Origin of the sequence: Cryobacterium sp. Hz9, assembly GCF_004402825.1 — a bacterium.
Lineage (GTDB): Bacteria > Actinomycetota > Actinomycetes > Actinomycetales > Microbacteriaceae > Cryobacterium > Cryobacterium gelidum.
In genome coordinates, this window is sequence record NZ_SOFC01000012.1 from 1 (window position 1) to 22,508 (window position 22,508).

At 61.6% G+C, this 22,508-nt stretch carries 21 protein-coding genes and 1 pseudogene; 9 read left to right on the forward strand and 13 right to left on the reverse strand.

Translation table 11 applies throughout. The annotated features are described in order from the left end of the window. From E3N85_RS06100 to E3N85_RS06125, 6 genes are all read right to left on the reverse strand, one after another. Window positions 1-129, reverse strand: a 129-nt coding sequence (locus tag E3N85_RS06100) for a CoA-transferase (RefSeq protein ID WP_304990977.1), incomplete at its 3' end; no start/stop codon positions are given. Then, the gene (locus E3N85_RS06105; RefSeq protein WP_134460827.1) at window positions 122-931 is read right to left on the reverse strand and encodes an alpha/beta fold hydrolase; all 810 of its coding nucleotides are present in this window, start codon (window positions 929-931) and stop codon (window positions 122-124) included. The genes E3N85_RS06105 and E3N85_RS06100, both read right to left, overlap by 8 nt. Continuing rightward, the gene (locus E3N85_RS06110) at window positions 928-1,221 is read right to left on the reverse strand and encodes a muconolactone Delta-isomerase (protein WP_134460829.1); all 294 of its coding nucleotides are present in this window, start codon (window positions 1,219-1,221) and stop codon (window positions 928-930) included. The genes E3N85_RS06105 and E3N85_RS06110 overlap by 4 nt, the downstream gene beginning before the upstream one ends. Window positions 1,222-1,251: 30 nt before the next feature. Next, window positions 1,252-2,130: a catechol 1,2-dioxygenase gene (catA, locus tag E3N85_RS06115; protein WP_241978337.1), complete on the reverse strand. Its 879-nt coding sequence runs from the start codon at window positions 2,128-2,130 to the stop codon at window positions 1,252-1,254. Between the two features lie 63 nt (window positions 2,131-2,193). Beyond that, window positions 2,194-3,297 carry a mandelate racemase/muconate lactonizing enzyme family protein gene (locus E3N85_RS06120; RefSeq protein ID WP_134460835.1) on the reverse strand — a complete coding sequence of 368 codons (1,104 nt, stop codon included), beginning with the start codon at window positions 3,295-3,297 and terminating at the stop codon, window positions 2,194-2,196. Beyond that, complete coding sequence (locus E3N85_RS06125; RefSeq protein WP_241978338.1) at window positions 3,284-4,219, reverse strand: LysR substrate-binding domain-containing protein; 936 nt, start codon at window positions 4,217-4,219, stop codon at window positions 3,284-3,286. The genes E3N85_RS06120 and E3N85_RS06125 overlap by 14 nt, the downstream gene beginning before the upstream one ends. A 239-nt stretch (window positions 4,220-4,458) precedes the next feature. Here E3N85_RS06125 and benA point away from each other — a divergent pair, with 239 nt between their 5' ends. The 6 genes from benA (at window position 4,459) to E3N85_RS06155 (ending at window position 12,386) form a co-directional block, all read left to right on the forward strand. After that, window positions 4,459-5,823 carry a benzoate 1,2-dioxygenase large subunit gene (gene benA / locus E3N85_RS06130; RefSeq protein WP_134460838.1) on the forward strand — a complete coding sequence of 455 codons (1,365 nt, stop codon included), beginning with the start codon at window positions 4,459-4,461 and terminating at the stop codon, window positions 5,821-5,823. After that, the gene (gene benB, locus E3N85_RS06135) at window positions 5,820-6,338 is read left to right on the forward strand and encodes a benzoate 1,2-dioxygenase small subunit (protein ID WP_198412065.1); all 519 of its coding nucleotides are present in this window, start codon (window positions 5,820-5,822) and stop codon (window positions 6,336-6,338) included. The genes benA and benB overlap by 4 nt, the downstream gene beginning before the upstream one ends. 38 nt (window positions 6,339-6,376) lie before the next feature. Continuing rightward, window positions 6,377-7,408 carry a benzoate 1,2-dioxygenase electron transfer component BenC gene (gene benC, locus E3N85_RS06140; protein ID WP_134460841.1) on the forward strand — a complete coding sequence of 344 codons (1,032 nt, stop codon included), beginning with the start codon at window positions 6,377-6,379 and terminating at the stop codon, window positions 7,406-7,408. Next, window positions 7,408-8,202, forward strand: a complete 795-nt coding sequence (locus E3N85_RS06145) for a 1,6-dihydroxycyclohexa-2,4-diene-1-carboxylate dehydrogenase (RefSeq protein WP_134461146.1) — start codon at window positions 7,408-7,410, stop codon at window positions 8,200-8,202. The genes benC and E3N85_RS06145 overlap by 1 nt, the downstream gene beginning before the upstream one ends. A 61-nt stretch (window positions 8,203-8,263) precedes the next feature. Beyond that, window positions 8,264-9,658 (forward strand): aromatic acid/H+ symport family MFS transporter, encoded by a 1,395-nt coding sequence (locus tag E3N85_RS06150; RefSeq protein ID WP_134460844.1) that lies wholly within the window; start codon window positions 8,264-8,266, stop codon window positions 9,656-9,658. A 10-nt stretch (window positions 9,659-9,668) separates the two neighbouring features. After that, a complete protein-coding gene (locus E3N85_RS06155; protein WP_134460847.1) occupies window positions 9,669-12,386 on the forward strand; it encodes a LuxR family transcriptional regulator in 2,718 nt (905 codons plus the stop codon). 386 nt (window positions 12,387-12,772) lie between these two features. On the opposite strand, the gene E3N85_RS06160 is transcribed toward E3N85_RS06155, so the two are convergent. Continuing rightward, window positions 12,773-13,843 (reverse strand): site-specific integrase, encoded by a 1,071-nt coding sequence (locus E3N85_RS06160; RefSeq protein ID WP_241978340.1) that lies wholly within the window; start codon window positions 13,841-13,843, stop codon window positions 12,773-12,775. A gap of 123 nt (window positions 13,844-13,966) precedes the next feature. Continuing rightward, window positions 13,967-14,149, reverse strand: a complete 183-nt coding sequence (locus tag E3N85_RS06165; RefSeq protein WP_134460852.1) for a helix-turn-helix domain-containing protein — start codon at window positions 14,147-14,149, stop codon at window positions 13,967-13,969. A 662-nt stretch (window positions 14,150-14,811) separates the two neighbouring features. Here E3N85_RS06165 and E3N85_RS06175 point away from each other — a divergent pair. Continuing rightward, entirely contained in the window at window positions 14,812-16,713 is a 1,902-nt protein-coding gene (locus E3N85_RS06175) for an ABC transporter ATP-binding protein (protein ID WP_134460855.1), read from the forward strand. Window positions 16,714-16,823: 110 nt separating this feature from the next. Here E3N85_RS06175 and E3N85_RS06180 read toward each other — a convergent pair whose 3' ends face one another. The 3 genes from E3N85_RS06180 to E3N85_RS06190 form a co-directional block, all read right to left on the reverse strand. Next, window positions 16,824-17,291 carry an SRPBCC family protein gene (locus tag E3N85_RS06180; protein ID WP_134460858.1) on the reverse strand — a complete coding sequence of 156 codons (468 nt, stop codon included), beginning with the start codon at window positions 17,289-17,291 and terminating at the stop codon, window positions 16,824-16,826. 100 nt (window positions 17,292-17,391) lie between these two features. After that, window positions 17,392-17,859 carry a hypothetical protein gene (locus E3N85_RS06185; RefSeq protein WP_241978341.1) on the reverse strand — a complete coding sequence of 156 codons (468 nt, stop codon included), beginning with the start codon at window positions 17,857-17,859 and terminating at the stop codon, window positions 17,392-17,394. Between the two features lie 271 nt (window positions 17,860-18,130). Then, window positions 18,131-18,790: a hypothetical protein gene (locus E3N85_RS06190; protein ID WP_134460864.1), complete on the reverse strand. Its 660-nt coding sequence runs from the start codon at window positions 18,788-18,790 to the stop codon at window positions 18,131-18,133. Window positions 18,791-18,869: 79 nt separating this feature from the next. Between E3N85_RS06190 and E3N85_RS06195 the strand changes: the two genes are divergently transcribed. Both E3N85_RS06195 and istB read left to right on the forward strand, forming a co-directional pair. Further along, window positions 18,870-20,024: an integrase core domain-containing protein gene (locus E3N85_RS06195; RefSeq protein ID WP_241978342.1), complete on the forward strand. Its 1,155-nt coding sequence runs from the start codon at window positions 18,870-18,872 to the stop codon at window positions 20,022-20,024. Then, window positions 20,021-20,784: pseudogene (gene istB, locus E3N85_RS06200) on the forward strand (IS21-like element helper ATPase IstB). The gene E3N85_RS06195 and the pseudogene istB overlap by 4 nt, the downstream one beginning before the upstream one ends. A gap of 76 nt (window positions 20,785-20,860) precedes the next feature. Here istB and E3N85_RS06205 read toward each other — a convergent pair. Further along, on the reverse strand, window positions 20,861-21,469 hold the full coding sequence (locus E3N85_RS06205; RefSeq protein WP_134460870.1) for an HNH endonuclease: 609 nt from the start codon (window positions 21,467-21,469) through the stop codon (window positions 20,861-20,863). 416 nt (window positions 21,470-21,885) lie between these two features. Then, entirely contained in the window at window positions 21,886-22,032 is a 147-nt protein-coding gene (locus E3N85_RS16260) for a hypothetical protein (protein ID WP_166783880.1), read from the reverse strand. Window positions 22,033-22,508 lie beyond the last annotated feature (476 nt).

A 22,508-nucleotide genomic window follows, 5' to 3' on the forward strand; every position in this document is an offset into this window, starting at 1 on the left:
GCCGAGTGCGAGCAGCGCACGAATGAGCACGATCGGCACGCCGACCAGGCCGAATCCACCGACGGCGAGCGAGGCGCCATCGGGAATGTCGGCGACGGCGGATGCCGCGGAGAAATATGTCTTATCCATGAAATTCGTCTTTGTTCGGTTTGATTGGCCGGCGTGTGTTTGAGAGAAGCAGCTCGGTGACCTCTCGCGGGCGTTCGAGAGGAGGAAGGTGCGCCGCGCCAGCTATCGTCGCCCAGCGTGCCTCGGGGATGCGATCGCTGAGCTCAGCGAGCTGAGCGCTGGGCGTCACCCGGTCGTATTCCCCGGAGACGCAGAGGGTGGGTGTAGAGAGTGTGCCCAGGGCATCCGTCACATCAAATTCGGCCAACGCCTCACAGGCCAGCGCATACGATTCGTCGTCAACGTCCCGCAACGCGGCCAGAGCAGTCGAGCCTGCAACGTCGCGCGCCAGAAAGCCGGGAGCGAACCAACGCTCGGCGCTTCCGTCAACCAGGGTGCCCGTGCCACTCGCACGTACTTGAGCTGCACGAGCTCGCCAAGCTTCGGGGGTGCCCACCCGCGCTCCCGAGCAGAAAATGCTCACGCTCCGCAAGCGGTCCGGATGCCGCAGGGCCAACTGCAAGCCGACAGCACCGCCGAGGGAGACCCCCGCATAGTGAAAGGGACCTCCGCCGACGGAATCGATCGCCGCGATCACAGCATCGGCGAGATCCGAGATGCAGAACGACTCACGCGCATTAGGGCTGACGCCATGGCCGGGCAAATCGTATCTCAGAACGCGGTGCGTTGCTGCGAGCAGGTCTGCTGGCCCGGCCCAGAGTTCAGCCGTCGTGCCTAGGGAGGGTCCGAGCACGAGAAGCGGCGCTGTCGGATCCCCGGCTCGGACCCCGTCGAGGGTATGCAGAATGTCGGGATGGCTCATGCTTTCTCCGCCACAGCAATGTCCGACGGGTGGGACGACAGTGCGGTGACGACAATCTCCATGTAGGGGAAGAGCGGCAGGTCCCACAGAATGCGGTGCAGGCGCTCGTTGCTGTCCACATCGAAAATACTCAGGTTCGAGTACTGGCCCACGTTGCGCCAGATGTGCACCCACTCTCCCGAACGCTGGAGGGCCTGGGAATAGGCCTTCTCCCGAGCGAGCGTCGCCGCTTTCACCGCCGGATCGAGACCTACCGGTATGCGGACGTTCATGTTGACCGAAAAGAGCATGTCTACCTCCTCAGACCGTGACGGAACGGGCTATGCAGAAATCGGATCGAGAACGAAGTCGTAGGTGACTTCTTCGCCCGGTCCACCCGCCACCGGGGTCGGGCTCAGGATCAGTTCCGGCTTGACGGCGGAGGCGATGTCATCGGACAAGTGCCGGTCGCCGGTGAAGTAGAGCTGTGCCGTGAGCAGTTGCTGGCCCGGAGCAGACACCTTCAGATGCAGATGGGCCGGACGCCAGGCGTGCCAGCCGGCTGCGGCAATGAGTTTGCCACAGGCTCCGTCAGTGGGGACCTGGTACGGGGCCGGCTCGATCGTATTGATCTGGAACCGGCCATGCTCGTCAGCGATGACGGTGCCGCGCAGATTCCACTCAGGAAGGCCCGGGCTGTACTGCGAGTAGAAGCCGTGGCTATCGGCGTGCCAGATCTCCACCGTGGCGCCCGGCAGAACGGTTCCGTCAACGGTGGTGATGGTGCCCTGGAACAGCAACGGAGTACCTGCCTCGTCCGCGCGCATCGGCAGAGTGGCCGGGGTCGCCAACGAGGGTGCCTGTGCGACATAGTAAGGTCCCTCGATGGCGCCCTTATTGCCGTGGCGGGCTTCGGTGGCAACGTCTTCGATCACGTGCTCCACCCACACGTCCATGAAGAGCGGCCATTCGCCGTCTAAGCCCACCTGTATGAGCCAGCCCTTGACGGCCTGGAACTCGTCGTAGCTGACTTTGTGCCGCCGGATGGTGTCGGCGAGGGAGTTGAGAACTTCGACCGCGAGAAGATTCACGCGTTCCGTGCTGACCTCGATCTCGACCCTGTGGTTTTCTTGATAGCGCTCCGTGGCTTGCTGTCCGGACTCGGCTGCCTTGGCGTCGAACTCGGTGCGGCTGTCTGTGGTTGCGATCTGTTCGGTCATTCTGTTCTCCATCTCTGATGTGGTGCCCCACACAGATGTGTAATGGGGCATGAAATGATGCGGTTAAGAGTCCTGGCGATACTTCGCCAGCTTGGCGGGATCGACTTCAATCCCCAGTCCCGCCACGTTGCGGACGGCGAGAGTGCCGTCCGAAATCTCGAGAGGGTCGGCGAGTAGGTCGTCCGACATATCCAGAAAGTTGGACAGTTCACCGGCCCGTGACGTCGTGGCCTTGTAAGCGGATCCGAAGACCGCGCTGCACATGGTGCCGATCTGGCCGTCAATCTGGTTACCCATGACGACCTCGGTGCCGAGTCCCTCGCACAGGTGCAGCACGCGCCGGGAAGAGGTGAAGCCGGTGCGCGCGGTCTTGATGCTGATGACATTGGAAGCCCCGCTGAGCAATTCACGGGTGACCTCCCCGGGTGTCGTGGCGCTCTCGTCGGCCACGACTGGAAGGGGACTACGAGCGGTCAGCCACTTGCGCCCCAGAACGTCATCAGCCGGGCAGAGTTCCTCGGCGAGTGTCAGGTCGAGATCGTTCATGGCGTTGAGCGCGCGCAGTGACTCGGACGGAGTCCAGCCCCGGTTGCCGTCGATGTACAGCTCAACCTCGCTGCCCAACGCGGCGCGTAGAGCCCGGCAGACCTCCACGTCGAGCATGAATGGCTTGCGGCCGACTTTCACTTTAAAGGTGGTAATCCCGTAGACGTCCCGCATCCGCTCCGCTTCGACGACCATGGATTGAGGGCTGGCGAATCCCAGCATGTGCGAGACCCGCATCCGGTCGGCGTAGCCGCCCAGGAGAGTGGTCACCGGAAGCTGGAGAGACTTGCCAATTACGTCCCAGACCGCCATATCGACGGCGGACTTGGCCGTGGGATTGCCGACCGTGCGGTTCATGACGGCATGGATCTGTTCGCGGTTGAGGCAGGACAAACCTACGAGTTCGGGCGCGAAAACCTTTTCGACCATCGACTTGATGGAATCCTGAGTCTCCCCATACGTGAAGGGGCGGGGCGGGGCTTCGGCCTCTCCCACAAAGCCGTCTTCGCTGTGGACCCGCACCAGAATGTGCGCGGCCACACGCACCTCGCCACTGGCAAAACGCAGCGGCTTTTTGTACGGAATCGCGAAGGGGATCGCTTCGATTTTAGAGATTTTCACGGGAGCCTTCGGTCGGATGCGGAATGTGAAAGAAGTGATTTTCGTCGAGGAGCTCTATCAGCCGGGCGACCAGCGGCGATTGATCGTTCGTGCGCCAGGCCAACGCCAGTTCAATGCTCTCGGCATCCAGCAGGTCGAGGTAGACGACACCCGACAGGGTCATGCTGCCTGTGGATTCCGGAACAACCGCCACCCCGAGTCCCGCGGCCACAAGCGAGAGCGCCGTGGACGTTTTCTCAGTCTCGTACGCCACCTGCGGGTAGAAACCCGAGGCGAGACAACTTGCGACCACGGCATCGTTGACGACCGAGAGCGAGGATTGCGGGTACATGATGAAATTCTCGGCGCTGAGTTCCGCCATGCTCACCTCACGGTTGGAGCTCAACGGGTTCTGCTCAGACACAGCCAGGATCAGGGACTCCTGGGCAATCGTGCGCAGGCCGAGCGCGGCACTGCGCGCGGGCGGGCGAAGCACCGCAACATCCAGTTCCGAGTCCAGCAGGGCGCTCTCCTGCGCCAGGGTCAGCATTTCAGTCCTGATTTCGAGTGCGACCGTGGGAAGAAATTTGTTGACCAGACGTGCAATCGCGGGGAGTTGGCGATACGCGGCTGAGCTCGTGAAACCCATCCGAAGGGTGCCTGATTTGCCGGTCGCAAACCGTCGTACGTGCACTTGGGCCGATTCCACAGACCGGAGGATGCGCACGGCATCCGCGTAAAAGACTTCGCCGGCTGGCGTCAGGTCAACCTGGCGGGTCGTCCGGGCCAGAAGCTCGACCCCAAGTTCCGCTTCAAGCTGGCGAATCTGTCGGGAGAGGGGAGGTTGGGCCATCTGCAGCCGTTCGGCGGCGCGTCCGAAATGGCGGGTCTGGGCGACCGTGGCGAAATAGCGCAGGTGGCGTAACTCCACAGCAGACCTCACTTTCGTCTCTTACGGATCGGCTGTGACCCGCGGATCGCGGTGTAGCGGATTCATACTCGGATCCGATGTCTATGACGCTATTGATATTCGAGAGGTTCTAATAGCCCCCCTAGGCGACCCTAGGCAAATGCCTAGTGTGAGCGTCGGTGCACACTGTAATCGTCGTCATCAGCACAAAAAACTTGCCAACCAGTGCCGGTTGGCCGGGGCAACGTAGCCCCAATCAGATTGGAGCGGCAATGACTGACAAGCTTGATAACGTCACCACCTTTCTCGACGATGCAGTCATCGAGAACGAAGACACGGGCATCCATCGGGTGAAGCGCAGCATCTTCACCGACGAAGAAATCTTTGAACTCGAGATGGACCACATTTTCGAAGGAAATTGGATCTATCTCGCCCACGAGAGCCAGATCCCGAACGTGGGCGACTACTTCACAACCAACATTGGCCGGCAGCCCATCGTTATCTCACGCAACAAAGAAGGCAGTCTCAACGCGCTGATCAATGCGTGCAGCCACCGCGGGGCCATGCTGTGCCGACGCAAGACCGACAATAGAACCACGTTCACCTGCCCGTTTCACGGCTGGACGTTCAATAACTCCGGCAAGCTGCTGAAGGTCAAGGACTCTCGAGATGCGGGCTATCCGGAGCAGTTCAACACGGACGGTTCTCACGATCTGACCAAGGTGGCCCGATTCGAGAGCTATCGGGGGTTCCTCTTTGGAAGCCTTCGAGAAGACGTGCTGCCGCTCGAAGAGCACCTGGGCGAATCCACCAAGATCATCGACATGATCGTCGAGCAGTCTCCGGATGGGCTCGAAGTTCTGCGTGGCGCGTCCACCTACACCTACGACGGAAACTGGAAGCTCCAGGCGGAGAACGGTGCCGATGGTTATCACGTGACGGCTACGCACTGGAACTACGCCGCCACGACGGCACGTCGCACCAGCGGGGAATCTCTCAACGAGACCACGGCGATGGATGCAGGCGGCTGGGACAAGCAGAAGGGCGGCTATTACTCCTTCGAACACGGGCACCTGCTGCTGTGGACCGAATGGCTCGACCCGAGTAATCGTCCGCTGTCTGACCGTCGCGACGAGCTCGTGGAACGCGTCGGTGAGGCGAAAGCGGACTGGATGATCGATATTTCCCGCAATCTGTGCGTCTATCCAAACGTGTACCTGATGGATCAGTTTGGCTCCCAGATTCGTCACCTGCGCCCGATTTCCGTTGACAAGACCGAAGTGACGATTTACTGCATCGCGCCCAAGGGGGAGAGCGATGCGAACCGCGCGAATCGCATCCGTCAGTATGAGGACTTCTTCAATGCTTCCGGAATGGCGACGCCGGACGACCTTGAAGAGTTTCGGTCCTGCCAGAAGACCTACCGGGCAACGGCCGCCAAGTGGAATGACCTGAGCCGCGGGGCCGCGCATCAGATCACCGGTCCCGATGAGACCGCTGACAAGATCGGGCTCAAGCCGCTCTCCAGCGGCGCTCGAACGGAAGACGAAGGGCTATATCCAATCCAGCACGGGTACTGGCTGGACACCATGCGCACGGCAGTTCGGATGGAACAGAAGGGTAAGGCAGAGCAATGACGATGATGCTAGACACCAGCACCGCGACGGTTCCTCTCGATGAGATCCAGCAGTTTCTCTATCGTGAGGCACGTTTCCTGGACGACCGGGAGTATGAGCGGTGGATCGACTGCTACCACCCCAGTTCCGAGTTTTGGATGCCGGCCTGGGCCGATGATGACCAGCTGACCGAAGATCCTCAGCGGGAGATCTCGCTGATCTACTATGCCAACCGCGGCGGCATTGAGGACCGGGTGTTTCGCATCAAAACGGACCGGTCCAGCGCGACGAGCCTGCCCGATCCGCGCACCGGACACAACATCACCAACGTTGAGGTGGTCGAGCAGCGGGGCGCACTCGTAGACGTGCGGTTCAACTGGTTCACCCTCTATTACCGGTACCAGAACGTGGACCACTACTTCGGGACCTCGTTCTACACGATCGACTTTTCCGGGACTCAGCCTTTCATCCTCAAGAAAAAAGTCGTTCTGAAAAATGACTACATCCACCATGTTGTGGACATTTATCACATCTGACCGCTGTCGTAATGACTCCCGATCGAATTGAGTAAATTATGAACCACCAGGTTGCCCTGAGCTTTGAAGACGGTGTCACTCGCTTTATCAAGTGTGGTCCTCGAGAAACCGTGGCCGACGCCTCCTACCGAGCACGAATCAATATTCCGTTGGACTGCCGGGACGGCGCCTGTGGTACGTGCAAGTCCCTCTGCGAATCGGGCAGCTACGACGGCGGTGACTACATTGAAGATGCTCTCACCGATGAGGAGGCGAGCCACGGTTACTGCCTGCCTTGCCAGATGACGCCCACCAGCGATCTGGTCCTGCAGATTCCAACGACATCCGCTATGGCCAAGACTCAGGCGGGAACGTTCGTCACGACCCTCACCGAAATTCGGCGTATCTCCGAGACCACGTATGGCTTCACCGTGGAGCTTGAAGACCGGGGCTCCCTGGAATTTTTGTCGGGTCAGTATGTCAATATTGGTGTTCCGGGAACAGACGAGAGCCGGTCGTACTCCTTTAGTTCCGGCCCGTCGGCCCTCGCGGTCTCGTTCCTTATCCGCATCACCGACCGCGGACTCATGTCCAGCTACCTCCGCGACACCGCTCAGGTCGGTGACACGGTCGAGGTCACCGGCCCGCGTGGGAGTTTCTTCCTCCGAGATCTCACCCGCCCGACCCTGATGCTGGCCGGCGGTACCGGCCTTGCACCGCTGCTATCCATGCTGGAGAAGATGACCACCCTGGAATTAGAGCACCCGGTGCACTTGATCTATGGAGTGAGTACGGACGTCGATCTTGTCGAACTGGATCGGCTGCAGTTCTACGCGGACCGTATTCCGAAGTTCACCTTCGATTTCTGCGTGGCAGACCCGGCGAGCATGGCGCCGAATAGGGGTTACGTCACCAGCTTTATTGACGACCAGCACATCAATGACGGCGACGTCGACATCTACCTCTGTGGTCCTCCGAACATGGTCGAGGCCGTGCGGTCGTGGCTTCACAATGAGGGAGTTGAACCCGCGAACTTCTATTCTGAAAAATTTGCACTCGCCGCCCTCGTTCCCGCAGGTGTGGGCGTTTGATGGCGTCGTGGGTGCACCCCCACCGGTTCGCGGGCAAAGTTGTCGTCGTGACCGGCGCAGCACAGGGGATCGGTTTGGCCGTGGCGCGGCGGGTGGCCGCCGAATCCGGGCTTGTTGTGCTCATCGATAGAGCTGAAGTCGTGCACGATGTTGCTCAGTCCATCCGCGATTTTGGGGGTGAGGCACACAGCATCAGCGCCGATTTGGAGCTCTACGAGCACACAGTTTCGGCGATGTCGTCGGCGCACGCGTGGCACGGCCGAATTGACGTTTTGATCAACAACGTCGGCGGGACCATTTGGGCCAAACCTTTTGAGCACTACGCGCCCGCCGAGATTCAGCAAGAAATTCAACGATCGCTCTTCCCCACCCTGTGGTCGTGCCACGCGGTACTGCCGTTTCTGATCGAGCAGCAGTCGGGTGTCATCGTGAACGTCTCCTCCGTTGCGACTCGGGGTGTCAATCGGGTCCCTTATGCAGCGGCCAAAGGTGGTGTAGGTGCAATCACGGCCGCGCTCGCAATGGAAACGGCACGGCACGGCATTCGCGTCGTGGCTACAGCGCCGGGCGGAACGGATGCTCCCGAGCGTCAGGTGGCGCGCGGCCCCTTGCCGACGGGTGTGCAGGAAAAGGCCTGGTACCAAGAGATTGTGGATCAGACGATTGATTCGAGCTGGATGAAACGCTACGGCACCCTTGACGAGCAAACCGCTCCCATCGTGTTCCTCGCTTCCGATGAAGCGACCTACCTCACCGGTACCGTGCTGCCGGTAGCGGGCGGCGACCGTGGCTGAGTAGCTGTTCTCAGCGCGGTAGCGTCACCCACTTTTCCTCATGTAACAAAGGAGTTACACAATGCACATTAGCGACGCCTCGAACGCTGTCCTTCAGCGCAAAACTTTGCGCTGGGTGGTACTGATTACCGCGTTGGCCCTGGTCTTCGATGGGTACGATCTCGTGGTCTACGGCACCATCGTGTCAACGCTTCTTCGTGATCCCAGCCAGATCGGTGCCGTGGATCCCGTTCAGGCCGGTTTGCTCGGAAGTTATGCCCTCATGGGGGTGATGGTGGGTGCTTTGAGCGCCGGTGCAGTCGGGGATTTCTTCGGACGCCGAAAGATTATGCTGATCAATATCGTGTGGTTTTCGCTCGGTATGGCGGCGACGGCGATGACCACGAGTATCGGTGCTTTCGGACTGATGCGTTTCCTCACCGGTATCGGTGTCGGAGCTCTCGTTGCGACGGCCGGTGCCATGGTCGCGGAATTCGCCCCGGCGGGCCAACGCAATTTTTACAATGCTCTGGTCTATTCCGGTGTTCCTCTGGGGGCACTGTTCGCGTCTCTTCTGGCGCTGTGGCTCTCGGATCTGGTGGGATGGCGTGGGCTGTTTCTGATCGGCGCCTCGCCGCTCCTCTTTCTCTTTCCCATGGCCGTGATGAGGCTTTCGGAATCTCCCAAGTGGCTGCTCTCTCGCGGCCGCGTTGGCGAGGCGGAGGCGCTCTCTCGCCAGATCGGAATACCGATGCTGTCCGATGACGCCCTCACAGCATCCGCTGCGTCGGTGGTGCTCAGTGGCCAGCGTTCGGGGTTCGCCGGGTTGTGCAGCAGTCGTTTCTTTGTGCCCACCGTACTTCTCGGGCTCATGAGCTTCTCAGGCCTCATGCTGACCTATGGGTTGAACACGTGGCTGCCCGAGATCATGCTGCAGTACGGCTACGATAAAACGTACTCTTTGCTGTTCCTGGTGACGCTGAACGCGGGTGCAGTCATCGGGGGGCTGGTTGCGTCCCGTGCGGCCGATAGATTCGGCCCGCGTCGCATCGTCTCCTCGACCTTCGGGTTGGCCACCGTGTCGTTGATCCTGATCACGTTCCACCTACCCTTGAGCGTGCTGCTTGTCGCCATCGCCATTGCTGGCCTGGGCACGCTGGGAACGCAAGTTCTCATTTATGGATTTGTCTCGAACTACTACGTCACCTCCGTGCGTGCGGCCGGGGTCGCGTGGTGCGCTGGATTCGGCCGCCTAGGCGGAATCTTTGGACCGCTCCTCGGCGGTGCCCTGATTGCCGCCGGTGCAGCCGGGACGGCGGCGTTCTACGTCTTCGCCGGGGTTGCCCTGTTCGGGGCGCTCGTTACTCTTTTTGTTCCTCGGCACCCCGCCGAACGGGCATCGAGTGGTGCGTCGGAGCCTGGCGTATCGTCTGACCACGATACGTCCAGCGTCCACGCATCCAGCACCATCGACTAAGCTACGTGCGATGATAGCCACTGAGGGCCTTCGAATCTTCGGACGGCTAGCGGAGATCGAGGCGCTTGGCGACCTGATGAGCACGGCCACTACTGGCCGCGCCGTCATGGCCGTGGTCACCGGGCCCGAGGGAATCGGACGGTCTGCCCTGATCGAGGCGTTCCTGGGCCAGAATCGTCCCCGGACCATCCGTGCCAGTGGAGTCCTCTGGGAAAAAAACATCCCCTTCGGTGTGCTTGATCAACTGCTGGCGGGTGCCGCCTGGCATCAATCGACCGAGCCTCCGACGGTTGGAACTGCCGGTGAGGCTCTGCTTGTTGCCGTGCGAAAGCATGCCGAGGAAACTCCGCTCGTTGTGTTCCTTGATGACCTTGGCGCCGCCGATGATGAGTCGACCCAAGCGCTTCTCTATGCGGTGAGGCGCCTGCGCACCGAACGAGTTCTCGTCATCCTCGCGGCCGCGAGCGAGCAGGACCTCTCGGGCGCAGCCATCCGACTGGTAGGACTAACCGGATCCGCGTCGCTGGAATTGGGCCCGCTGAACACGGAAGCGATCCAGCACCTGGCACTCGCCCATGGGCGAGTCGATCTGACAGCGTCAGCCGCCCACCGGCTGGGTGTTCACACCGCCGGAAATCCTCGTCACCTCCAACAGTTGATGCTCGAGAGCCCACCGGGGTCCTTGTCGGATTGGCAGCAGATTCTTCCCGTGCCACGCCAGTTTGCTAGTGACGCCCGGCGAAAGCTGTGCACACTGAGCCTCGATGCTCGGACTCTGGTTGAGATGCTGGCAGTGCTGGGCGACTCCGCGTACCTGGCCGACGCCGTAACCCTTGCGAAGATCGACGGGCCCATGACAGGCCTGGCCGAAGCGGTGGCGGCCGGCTTCGTGACGGGATCGGGAGCGGGAACTCTTTTTCGCATCACCTTTTCCAGTCCGCTCATGCGGGCAGCAATCTACGAATCGCTTCACCTGACGAAGCGCGCAGCACTTCATCTGTCGGCGGCGCGAGTGGTTGACGGTGAGGGGGAGCGGCTAACCCACCGGGCAGCTGCAGCGATTCTGCCGGACCCGGCGCTCGCGGCCGAATTTGAACAGTTCGCGCTCGATCAAAGTGAACTGGGGGCGTGGGAAACTGCTGCCGAAGCCTATTTGGCATCCGCACGATTGTGGCCCACGCGAGCCGAACGTGAACATCGTCTGCTGCGAGGCCTCGATGCACTCGTCGGCGCTGGGGACGTGCCCCGGGCGCTGAGCTATAGCGATGAAATCGCGAGCTTCTCACCCGGACCGCTCCGCGACTCCGTGCAAGGATATCTGGCGGTGCATCGGGGGCGTCTGCTCCAGGCCGAACGCCTCTTGATCGGAGCCTGGGAGCAATGCGATCCGCATACAGACGCCGATACCGCCGCGACCGTTGCGCAGCGTCTCGTGTTGCATTCACTGGCGAAGTGGCATGGTCCAAACCTGGTCCAGTGGGCGCAGCAATCAACCGCCCTGGTAGAGCCGGGGATTCCCGCAGCCGTCGAAGCGCGGGCGATGGTTGGACTTGGTCTCGGTGCGTCAGGGGCAAGCGAGCAGGCAACCCTGCTCTATAGCCAGTTGAGCAATGACGATGAGGTTGGCGCCCAGTCGCAGCGCATACGGCTTGGGAAAGGGTGGCTTCAGCTGGCCTTGGACGAGCCCGAACTGGCACGGGACGAGCTCACCATCGCGGTTCCCACGGCGTACAACTATGGTTCACTACGGATCGCCCTCTGGGCGCAGGGCTGGAAAGCCCGCGCTGAATTCACTTTGGGCAGCTGGGACGATGCTCTGCGAACCGTCGAGCGTGCCATCGTCGACCAGGAGGGTTCACAAATCGAACTCGTCCGGCCGCTACTGCACTGGACCGCCGCGCAAGTGTTCGCGCTTCGAGGCGAACTTGAACAGGCATCCGCTCACGTGGCGTTGTCGAGCGCTACGGCCGAAAACTACCCTGTTATGCAGATTCCCGCGTGCATGGCCGGCGCGCAGTTGGCCGAAGTGCAAGCCGACTACGCGGGGGTCGTCCGTGCTTTCGCACCGCTGCTTGGACTGGACCGAGCACACGGCATCGATGAGCCTGGATTCTGGCCCTGGCAGGCCGTCTATGCCGACGCGTTGGTAATGGTGAAACGTGCGGAGGAGGCAGATGAATTCATCCGCCCTCTCGAGCTTCTCGCGGACCGGCGTCGGCATCGATCGACTCAGGCCAGGCTGGCCTGCGTGCGCGGCCGAATACTCATCGCGCACGACGAAATCAAGGGCGCGAGGGCGGCCTTCGAACGGAGCCTCGCGTCGCTCGAAGGGCTTCCTATGCCCTACCTACGTGCGCGGGTGCACTTCGCCTACGGGCAGTCCTTAAGACGGGTCGGCAAGCGTCGAGACGCTGCACCTCACCTCACCATGGCCCGCGAGCTCTACGCCACCCTGGGCGCACGAACCTACGTGGAGCGGTGCGACCGTGAGCTTCAGGCTGGCGGCCTGCGAATAGTTCGCCGTGGCGGAGCACCCGGTGTCGTCCTGACCGCCCAAGAATTGGCGGTGACCACCCTTATCGCGAACGGAAAAACCAATCGGCAGGCCGCTGCTGAACTTAACGTGACCGGCAAGACCGTGCAATATCACCTCACCAACATCTACTCAAAGTTTGGAATCAGTTCACGGAGCGAACTCGCCGTACGTGTGATGGAGGGGGAGCTGTGAGCCAGGGCTCGAGGGTGCCGGGTTCGGCCTAGTGGCAGTCGTGCGACTATATGACAGGTTGACCTGCGTGACGCCGCCCTTCTAGGGCGAGAATCGCACTGCAGCACCGTTAAATCCACTCTTTGTCGTGACCATAAACACGCCAGTAACCCGAAAAATGACCAGATTCGGGTCGCGCTCCTCCGTGTCGGCCTGAACAGTAGAAGGCATGACAATCGCGGAAATCCGCGGAATTCTGCACCAATTGCGGGTGAGCCAGACCATCGGGACGACTATCATTTGTCCTTGGTTCGAGTCCAAGTACCACCGCTAGCCACTGATTTCCTACGGGGCACCAGAGAAGGATTCCGGGCTTAGTATCGGACGTCGCATTTCGTGCACAGCGCTCAGTCCTCATCCTTTGCAAAAGCCTTGTCCAGTAGCTCCGCCGTTGCCGGATTCACCACCTCGCTGCGCCGGATGTAGTGCTGCACCGTGATCTTCGTATCCGTGTGACCGAGCAGTTCCGCGGCCAGCTCGACGTTGGCGTTGTCGTTGACCGCGGTGGCCACGGTGCGGCGGAATAGGTGCGGCGTCACCCCGGCGATTCCCGCTTCACCAAGAACAGTGCGTAATTGACGGCGCACATTGTTGGTGGTCAGCGGGGTGCCGTCCCGTGACTGAAACAGCAGGGCATCCGGGTCACGGTCGCGGGCCTTCGCGAGACGTCTGCGGACCGCATCCGAGGTAAAGGTCGGTAGCGCCACCACGCGCCGCGACTTGGCCGTCTTGGGGTGGTCCTGCCGAAACGTCAGCTCGCCCTTGCGGCTCACGATCGTGCCAGCGAGGCGGATGCATGGGACGGCACTGGTGACGTCGACGTCCACGCGTCGGATCGCCAGCACTTCTCCGATGCGAGCTGACGTGCCGAGCATCACCTCGACGATCGAGCTGAGCTGCCCATCTGGCCGTGGACCGGAGACGTGGCCGACGCCGGCTTCCCACCGCGCGATCGCGGTTCGGATCTTGTTTACTTCGACCGCAGTGAGCGCGTCCGGAATGTGCGGCTCCCGGTGCAAACGGGCCACGTGGTCCATGGGATTAGTCGGGAGAATTTCGTGCCGTACCGCCAGCTCGAGTGCCAGGCGAAGCACGACCCGCGATTGCTTGGCGCGGCTGTAGGAGAGCTTCGCCATCTGCTTGATGAACTGATCGCATCGAACGACATCGATCTCACGCAGCGTGAGATATTGAAACACTGGCAGTACGAGCGTGCGCATGTTGCGTTCATACAGATTACGGGTGGTCTTGGAGATTCGACCTTCCGCGTCGATATCGTCCAACCAGTACGTCACCAATTCGGTGAACGCGCTGTCCGGAGTCAAATAGCCGTTCGTGGGCTGCATCAGTTTCCTCTCAGAAAGTTTGCCCTTCAACGTTCGCTCGGCTGCTTTGGCGGAGGTGCCGGTGGATTGCACCAGGCGCGACTGGCCGTCCCAGTCCCGATAGTGGGTGCGGGCCTCGAACTGGCCCGACGGCCGGATGCGGATCGTGATGTCGCCGAAGGTGCCGATCGTTATGCGTGGCCGCGACATCTCAGCTCACCGCCTATCGGGCGGCCCAGACGGTTCGCGCTGCTGGGCCATCCAGGATCGCACGTCGGAGATCGCGAATTTCAGATGCTTGCCGAACCGGTACGCAACAGGGCCTTTGCCGTGCACGCGCCAGTCGTAAACGGTGGAGACCGGGATGCCGAGGTAGTTCGCCAGCTCGGCGACATCCATCAGTGGCTCCAACGCCATGGGAGAGACGGGGGCTGAAGTTGCTTCGTGTGTGTTCATATTCCGTAGGTGCGACTGGCGTACCTAAGCAATCGAAGGGGACCGAATGTAACGTGGTCGACTCGCACGGCAGAGCCGCCAGAAGGCGTTCTCGGAGGGGTTTTAGATGGGTTTTAGATGGGGTAATCGATTGTTTAACCTAAAAAGACCCGGAAACCCTTGAGTTTCCGGGACTTTTTGGTCGGGCTGACAGGATTGGAACCTGCGACCCCTTGGAGGTTTTTGCCTACATTTTGTCGTTGCCGACTGTCTCCGAAAACCCGCGGATTCCCTTGTGTTTACAGGGAACCGGGCGGTTCGCTGCTTCCAATTGTAGGGCATCATTTTGGGTCATTTAGTGATGAATGTGATGGGTAAATGATGACCTTGTGAACCGCTTTTGGCGGGCGCACAGTCGTGGAATGACCGCGGCCCTGACGCGGTCCATGACGCTGACCGGCGCACCGCGCATCGCCTCGGCAGCCGAGTTGCAAACCCCGCCCACGCGCTCGTTGCCGGCCGAGCCGTTTCATGAAAGAAGCCCCGGTTCGCCGCCACTGGGGGGAACACCGAGCTCGGGCAACTCGTTATCTAAACTTGTCCTAGTACGAGCGAAAGGAACCACCATGAGCATGGAAGGCGCGGCCTGGAGCTCGCTGCACAAGATCTCGCGTGCTAGGGACAGCAAACGCGGCTTCTCCCGTGAGTCCGTGAGGCGGATCATGACGTTCGCGGTGCCCTACCGGTCTAAGCTGCTGATCTTCATCACCCTCTCCACCGTGGGAGCTTTCCTCGCGGTCGCGACGCCGGTACTCGCCGGCCAGGTGGTCGACGTCATCGTCGCCCAGGGCGCGGTCACCACGATTGTGTGGCTCGCCGTCGTCATCGCGCTCGTGGCCGTGGCCGACGCCGCCGTGTCACTCGTGACGCGCTGGTACTCGGCGCGGATCGGTGAAGGCGTGATTTTGGACCTCCGCACCGCCGTCTTCAACCACGTGCAGAAGATGCCGATCGCGTTCTTCACCCGCACACGGACGGGCGCCCTCGTGAGCCGCCTCAACAACGATGTGATCGGCGCTCAGCAGGCCTTCAGCGGCACGCTGTCCGGCGTGGTCACGAACGTCGTGGCGCTGATCCTCACCCTGATCGTCATGCTCAGCACGTCCTGGCTCGTGACGGTTCTCGCCGTGATCATGCTCCCCATCTTCCTGGTACCCGCGCGCCGCATGGGGAGCCGCCTCGCCGCGCTCCGCCGCGAGGCCGCCGATCACAATTCCGCCATGAGCACGCAGATGACCGAGCGCTTCTCAGCGCCCGGCGCCACCCTCGTCAAGCTGTTCGGCCGGCCCGACGAGGAGGCCGAGGAGTTCCGCGTCCGCGCCGCCCGTGTCCGCGACATCGGGGTGCGCACCGCGATGCTGCAGTTCGTCTTCTACACCGCACTGATGCTCGTCTCCGCTCTCGCCCTCGCGCTCGTGTACGGGCTCGGCGGCTTCCTCGCACTCGCCGGCCAGCTGAACACCGGTGACGTGGTCACCCTGGCGCTTCTCCTCACCCGCCTCTACGCGCCGCTCACCGGCCTCGCAAACGCACGGGTGGAGATCATGAGCGCGGTGGTCAGCTTCGAGCGCGTCTTTGAGGTGCTCGACCTTGACCCGCTCATCAAGGAGAAGCCCGACGTCGTCGCCGTTCCCGAAGGCCCGGTGTCCGTCGAGTTCGACAACGTGCGCTTCGCCTACCCGTCCGCGGACAAGGTATCTCTCGCGTCTCTCGAGGAGGTTGCCACATTGGACACCCGCGGCGGCGAGGAGGTGCTGCACGGCGTGTCCTTCAGGATCGAGCCGGGTCAGACCGTTGCCCTCGTTGGTTCGTCCGGTGCCGGCAAATCCACGATTGCGCAGCTCCTCTCGCGCCTGTACGACGTCGACAGCGGCGCCGTGCGCCTCGCGGGGACGGATGTCCGCGATGTCACGTTCGCCTCCATGCGGCACACCCTGGGCATGGTGACGCAAGACGGCCACCTGTTCCACGAGACCATCCTCTCCAATCTGCGCCTCGCGAGGCCGGAAGCGTCCGACGACGAGGTGTGGGACGCCGTCCGCCGTGCGCGGCTCGAGCCGCTCATCCGGTCCCTGCCCGACCAACTGAACACCATGGTGGGCGAACGTGGCTACCGATTGTCCGGGGGTGAGCGCCAGCGGATGACCATCGCGAGGCTCCTGCTCGCCCAGCCGCGCGTCGTCATCCTCGACGAGGCGACGGCGGCGCTGGACTCGACGTCTGAGGCAGCCGTGCAGGCGGCGCTCAGCGAGGCGCTCAAGGGACGGACAGCGATGGTGATCGCACACCGCCTCTCCACCATCCGCAGCGCGGACCTGATCCTCGTGGTTGAGGACGGCTCGATCGTGGAGCGCGGTACGCACGAGGAACTGCTGGCCGTGGGTGGGCGGTACGAGGAATTGCACCGGACCCAGTTCGCCGTGCAGAAGAATGTTGCGGCGGATGCGGAAGCGCTAAGCGGGATCTAGTCACTGAGCACTTCGCCACCATGCGGTCCGGCGTCTGAGCCGGATGACCCACGAGTCGGTGGCGCTGGTAATCACGGCCGCGTAACCGACTCCGGCCCGGTGGCCTCACGTCAAGCGCGGGCGGAGCGCGACGCGAGTTGGCGAAGGGTGGCTTCGATGCCGGCGGCGTTCTGCCGAGGAAAGCCGAGCAGCTCGTAGACCTTTCCCTGAACGGCTGGGACGGTGCTGTAGTCAAACGTCTCCGTAACGCGCGTAGACGTGGGCGTGAGCGGCGTGAGTTCCCAGCGCCACCGGTGTCCCGCGGGGTGACGCCACTCTACAAGCCGACCGTCTTCGATGCGCGTCACCGTGCTGGTGATGCGATACGGGACGCCGAACTGCTTCATCGCTACCGAGAATTTTGCGCCCCGGGTGAGCCGCCGCGGCCCCGACACCGTACCGCCGACGGTGCCCGAGCCGTCCAGCTCACCGTGACGGTGCGGATCAGCCACCAACGCGAAGATGTCTTCGGCCGAAGCCGGCACCTCAACAGTGCGCGCGACTTGGCGAGGCCCTTGCTCAACCTGTTCGACCGTCATACTGCTCAGCCTAGGTGGGGGCTGTCTCTTAGACGGTGTTTCCGGCCTGACGCGCTGCACGTGGGTCTTTCGGGAGCGGCGTCGATGCAACGAATTGCCGCTACGCGGGGTCGACAAGGGCACCGTCATCCTCGTCGCCCCAAGACTCAACAAGCGTGATTCGCCCGCGCGAATCGCGAATCGAAAGCACGAGCGCAATGATCGCGGTCGCGATTCCGATAACGCCCAGGGGGTTCGCGATACCAATAGCGATATCCAACGCAGGCTGTGTGGGTCCGCTGATGATTGTCTGCAAACCGCGAGGTGTTGAATCTGGAAGCGTGAGTCCCAACAAGAGTCCGATAACGCCTGATGCAAAGAAAAACACGTATGTTATCGCGCGAGTTTCGAACCCTCGACGTGCCGTGCGTCGTACCGCGAGCCCCGTGATCACCAGCAAGGCGGCAAAAATCACACCCAGCGTCGCCGCGTAGATGATGGTGAGGTCGCCACCGATCCCGAAGAGGTGGCGGCCGAAAGAGATCCACGCGGCCACCGCGATACCAGCAACCACGAGCACGCCACCCATGTGCCCTGAGCGCGAGGCACTAGGCGTCGCGCGAACTCGAATTACGCTGTACGTCATCACGCGCTCTCAATCACTATGCTCTTTACAACCGTAGCCATGGAAGCGCTTGCGCGTGCGCACCTCCACAGATGGACAAGCCCGCGAACCGCGAAATAAATGCGACGCTATCCGACAACACACCCCTGCCTGCTTTCTCTAGACGGAATCTAGCAAGATGTCGCAAGCCTGAGTTTCATCCTTTCCGTGCTCCGGTACCGCGACGATCTCAGCGTCAACGGCGCGGCCGACTTGCGTGCTCAGCAGCATTCTGAACGGTGCGGTTCAAGTCGACGATCAAACGCACGGCGGGAGCCCATTTGTTGTCCAACAGCAGTGTGTCCGAACGGACCAACCCATTCAGAGCGACGAGGACCTTCGCAACCGCCCGGGGTGATCCGCAAACCTGTCGGACGCACTCGGTGATGTCGTGCCCTTCATCGATGGTCCGAATCATCTCAACCGTCTTCACGACAGTACGGTCAACAATTCGCACGTGAAATGCCTCCGGTTTACGAGCCCGTCTGTCGTCGTACGCTGCTTTGCGGCAGCCGGGTCCACAAAAGACGCGCGGTCGTCCGGTGCTCGCGGCCGGCGGCAGAGCCGCGCCACACCGGACGCACTGGGTCATGGTCATCCGCCGGATGGTGAATTTTTGCAGGTCGCTCATACTCAGGAGGAGCGCCAGGCTGCACCGTTTCGTCACCGACGAAACAGCCGGGTCCTCGATCTGCAAGAGGCGTGGCAATTCAATTTGGGCGTTAAGCAGCTCAATCGGTTCCATAAGGATTTCAGCATCAAGCAGCCCGGTGTCCTTCCTGTTAACGCCAACTGAAAACAGGGCCAGAAACGCCAACTGAAAATAGGGCCACCAACCATCATGGAAGGTGATCAAATTGGATGATTGGGCAGAGATTCGCCACCTGCATTCGACGGGGAAGCATTTGAAACGGGAGATAACCCGGCTGGTCGGAGTGTCGCGCGGCACGGTGGATCGGGCGTTGGCAGTGGATCGGTCGCCGACGTATCAGCGGGAGCCGACGGGGTCGAGTTTCGACGCGTTTGTCGGCCAGGTGCGGGTGTTGCTCGCGGCGACGCCAACGATGCTGGCAGCGACCGCGGCCGAGCGGGTGGGCTGGTCGGGGTCTCCGTCGCTGTTCCGGGCCAAGATCGCCGAGCTGCGGCCGGAGTATGCGGTGCCGGATCCCGCGGATCGGCTGGTGCACCCGCCCGGGTTCCAGGTCCAATGTGATCTCTGGTTCCCGCACGAGGACCTTCCGTTGGGTCATGATCAGGCTGCTGCACCGCCGGTTTTGGTGATGAGGTCAACGTTCTCCGGGTTCATCCAGGCCCGCATGTTGCCCTCGCGGACGACGCCGGATCTGCTCGGCGGGATGTGGTCGTTGCTGCAGGAGGCCGAGACCGTTCCCGCCCGGCTGACGTGGGATAACGAGACCGGCATCGGGCGTGGGAAGCTCACCGAGCCGGCCGCCGCGTTCGCCGATACTCTCGGCACGCAGATCAAGCTGCTCAAGGCCCGCGATCCTGAGTCCAGGGGCATGGTCGAGCGGATGAATCGCTTCTTCCGGAGCCGCTTCATGTCGGGGCACGCCTTCACATCTCCCGACGATTTCAATCAGCAGCTGGCCGGCTGGCTGCCCCTCGCGAACAACCGTCTCTCCCGGTCGCGACGAGGGCGACCGGGAGACCTGGTCAGCATCGACCGTGCTGCGATGCGCGGACTTCCGCCGATGGCGCCGGAGGTGATGTTCCGCAATAGCGTCCGGCTCCCAAGGGATTACTACGTTCGCGCGTTCAGCAACGACTACTCCGTCGACCCAGCCATGATCGGCCGAGTCGTGGACGTGGCCGCGAGCCTGGAGCGCGTGACCGTCCATCACGACGGGGTACTCATCGCCGACCATCGCCGGAAATGGGCCCGGCAACTGACCGTCACCGACCCGGCACATGTCCTCCGCGCGGCCGAGCTACGCGCCCAGTTCCAAGCCCAACGCGCGCGCCGGCCCATAGTCACAGCCGTCGTCGAAATGGCCTCACTGGTCCGCTACGACGAGCTCTTCAGCGTTGACATCGACGCCGCACCGACCGGGTTGGCGGTCGCGTCATGACCGGCTCGGAAGCGGCCTCGCAGATCGAGTACTACGCCCGCGCATTGCGGGCACCGCGGATCAGTGAAGCGTTCCAGCGCCTGGGCGACCAGGCCCGCGACGCGGGTTGGTCCCATGAGGAACACCTCGCCGCAGTGCTCTCCAGGGAGGTCTCCGAACGGGAGGCATCCGGGGCCGCGCCGCGGATCAAGGCTGCCCGGTTCCCGGGTCACAAGACCCTTGAGGACTTTAACTTCGACCATCAGCCCTCCGCCGACCGGAACCTGATCGCGCACCTGGGCACGAGCGTGTTCCTCACCGAAGCGAAGAATGTCGTCCTCCTCGGGCCCCCGGGACCGAGAAAACGCACCTCGCCGCCGGCATCGGGATCAAGGCCGCCAAAGCGGGCCACCGGGTCCTCTTCGACACCGCGACGGGCTGGGTGACTCGACTCCAAGAGGCCCACTCGAGGGGAAAACTCGCCGCCGAACTCATCCGGCTGCGCCGTTACAGCCTGCTAATCGTTGACGAGGTCGGCTACATCCCGTTCGACCAGGATGCCGCGAACTTGTTCTTCCAACTCGTGTCTTCCCGATACGAACACGCCTCGCTCATCATGACGAGCAACTTGCCCTTCGCCCGCTGGGGCGATGTGTTCGGCGACCTCACGATCGCCTCCGCGATGATCGACCGAATCGTTCACCACGCCGACGTAATCAGCCTCAAAGGCAACAGTTACCGACTCAAGCAACACCAACCCGCCGAGACTACGGCACACTAAAACCACACGAAAGTGGCCCTGTTTTCAGTTGGCAGAAGTGGCCCTGTTTTCAGTCGGCGTAAACACTTCTGTAGGATCACGCATCCGGACACAACGTGGGGGCTCGTTCCCCTGCGCGTGACGAAGCGATCCTGGATCGAATCAACTCGACCGTGATTTCGGCGTCCTTCATCGCTTGAAGAATGGCCGTATGGTTTTGCCAGTGCTCATCCCATAGCTCATGTCCGACAACAGACGCGAAGTCGATGAGCGTGGGCGACTCCCACTCTTCATACGCTGCGAGGCGGTTCACCCTTTCCTCGAGCCCGGTTACGGCACGGGTCTGAGGTGATAGTCGTGCCGAACTGAACATCCATGTTCGCCACGGCTTATTGCCTTTACTTTGATTACATTTGCCGCAGGCCGGCACGAGGTTATGGATCTCCGAGATGTAGCCCGTTGGTTTCTTGCCGATGACGAGGGGACGTAGATGGTCCCATTCTGATGCCATGTCGCCACAGTACGCGCACACCACTTTGTCTTCCATCCCAAGGATTCGCAAAGCTTCATCAACTTTTTCGACCGTCGGCGGCACGACCGGAATGATGCCATTCACGAATGCATTTGTGATGCTCGAGGAGCGACCACTAATGCGTACCGCCTTTGGCATAGCGAAGCGGAACACTGCAGGGTCGATCACATGCATGATCCTACGTGACGGCCTGAACCCCTTGGCGGGCACCGGAGCGCCGTCCCGGTTTAAACTCCATCGAGGGAATACGGCGTCTCACACGGCATCAGTTTGGCCCCGAGGCCAAAGTTCTGTCACTCCGGATGCTGGCTGTGATCTGCCACGTCTGGTTCTGCACGGGCAGCGTCGGGCCGCGACGAGAATCGAACCTGCTCGCCGAGGTATTCCCCTTCGCGACTTCTCTTGCCCGGCACTGCTCATTGAGAACGTCGACGTGAATTTGCCAAATCCGATCTCGTGAGGCAGCTCCCCAACGGGGCAACGTCCAGCTAATCTCGAAGCCACCCGAACCGACTGTGACGGACGTGTAACGCCATGAAACCAGGGTGTACTTCTCTTACTCCGCATTTAGCCGGTCACGCTGGGGCGACCTAGAGCTGGTTAGGGTACGTCAGGAGGACGATGAATGCGCCGTAATACGTCATTTCTTTGTCGAGCAGATCTACGACTTTCCCTCGGGCGCTTGTCTGGCCGTGTGCCAGAAACCGGAGGTTGGCGCCGAATGCGACGACGACCATGTTGATGATTCGAACTACCTTCGGACTCAGAATGTGGTGCAACTCGGAAAACAGCGGTTCTGCTTGAGCAGTGCGGGTGTGCCGCTCAGCTTCCATAGCCGTCTATACCGATTGTCGTTAGTAGGGCCGCATTTGGCCCTGCGAAGATTCCTGGTTATCAAAAATTAGCGCCACAAAGCGATTGCAAAACTCCGCCATAAAGCGTTAGCGGTCACAGGTTACAGAAGCGAACCTTGGGGAGCAGCCCGGGGCTACTCCGCCCACAGCTACGTCGGGAGACAGGCCCCAGCTTTTTGCCGTGTAGGAGCTTTGGATGTCCCGTGAGAGGTCGCTCAGTCGTAATTCGTTCAGGGCCGCTGTGAAATCAGTAACCTGCATACCTGATCGGTGTTGGACCCGGCATTTGGATGCTCGCGCTAATAGATTGCATCCTCCGTGACTGCCTGCCCGGGTTTCAGCTTGCTGTCTGTTTGATA

Excerpts from the sequence above, each read along its gene's own strand:
- E3N85_RS06105 (WP_134460827.1), bottom strand. The coding sequence starts at position 931 with ATGAGCCATCCCGACATTCTGCATACCCTCGACGGGGTCCGAGCCGGG.
- E3N85_RS06110 (WP_134460829.1), bottom strand. The coding sequence starts at position 1,221 with ATGCTCTTTTCGGTCAACATGAACGTCCGCATACCGGTAGGTCTCGAT.
- catA (WP_241978337.1), bottom strand. The coding sequence starts at position 2,130 with ATGACCGAACAGATCGCAACCACAGACAGCCGCACCGAGTTCGACGCC.
- benA (WP_134460838.1), top strand. The coding sequence starts at position 4,459 with ATGACTGACAAGCTTGATAACGTCACCACCTTTCTCGACGATGCAGTC.
- benB (WP_198412065.1), top strand. The coding sequence starts at position 5,820 with ATGACGATGATGCTAGACACCAGCACCGCGACGGTTCCTCTCGATGAG.
- benC (WP_134460841.1), top strand. The coding sequence starts at position 6,377 with ATGAACCACCAGGTTGCCCTGAGCTTTGAAGACGGTGTCACTCGCTTT.
- E3N85_RS06145 (WP_134461146.1), top strand. The coding sequence starts at position 7,408 with ATGGCGTCGTGGGTGCACCCCCACCGGTTCGCGGGCAAAGTTGTCGTC.
- E3N85_RS06150 (WP_134460844.1), top strand. The coding sequence starts at position 8,264 with ATGCACATTAGCGACGCCTCGAACGCTGTCCTTCAGCGCAAAACTTTG.
- E3N85_RS06155 (WP_134460847.1), top strand. The coding sequence starts at position 9,669 with ATGATAGCCACTGAGGGCCTTCGAATCTTCGGACGGCTAGCGGAGATC.
- E3N85_RS06165 (WP_134460852.1), bottom strand. The coding sequence starts at position 14,149 with ATGGATGTCGCCGAGCTGGCGAACTACCTCGGCATCCCGGTCTCCACC.
- E3N85_RS06175 (WP_134460855.1), top strand. The coding sequence starts at position 14,812 with ATGAGCATGGAAGGCGCGGCCTGGAGCTCGCTGCACAAGATCTCGCGT.
- E3N85_RS06180 (WP_134460858.1), bottom strand. The coding sequence starts at position 17,291 with ATGACGGTCGAACAGGTTGAGCAAGGGCCTCGCCAAGTCGCGCGCACT.
- E3N85_RS06185 (WP_241978341.1), bottom strand. The coding sequence starts at position 17,859 with ATGGGTGGCGTGCTCGTGGTTGCTGGTATCGCGGTGGCCGCGTGGATC.
- E3N85_RS06205 (WP_134460870.1), bottom strand. The coding sequence starts at position 21,469 with ATGCATGTGATCGACCCTGCAGTGTTCCGCTTCGCTATGCCAAAGGCG.
- E3N85_RS16260 (WP_166783880.1), bottom strand. The coding sequence starts at position 22,032 with ATGGTCGTCGTCGCATTCGGCGCCAACCTCCGGTTTCTGGCACACGGC.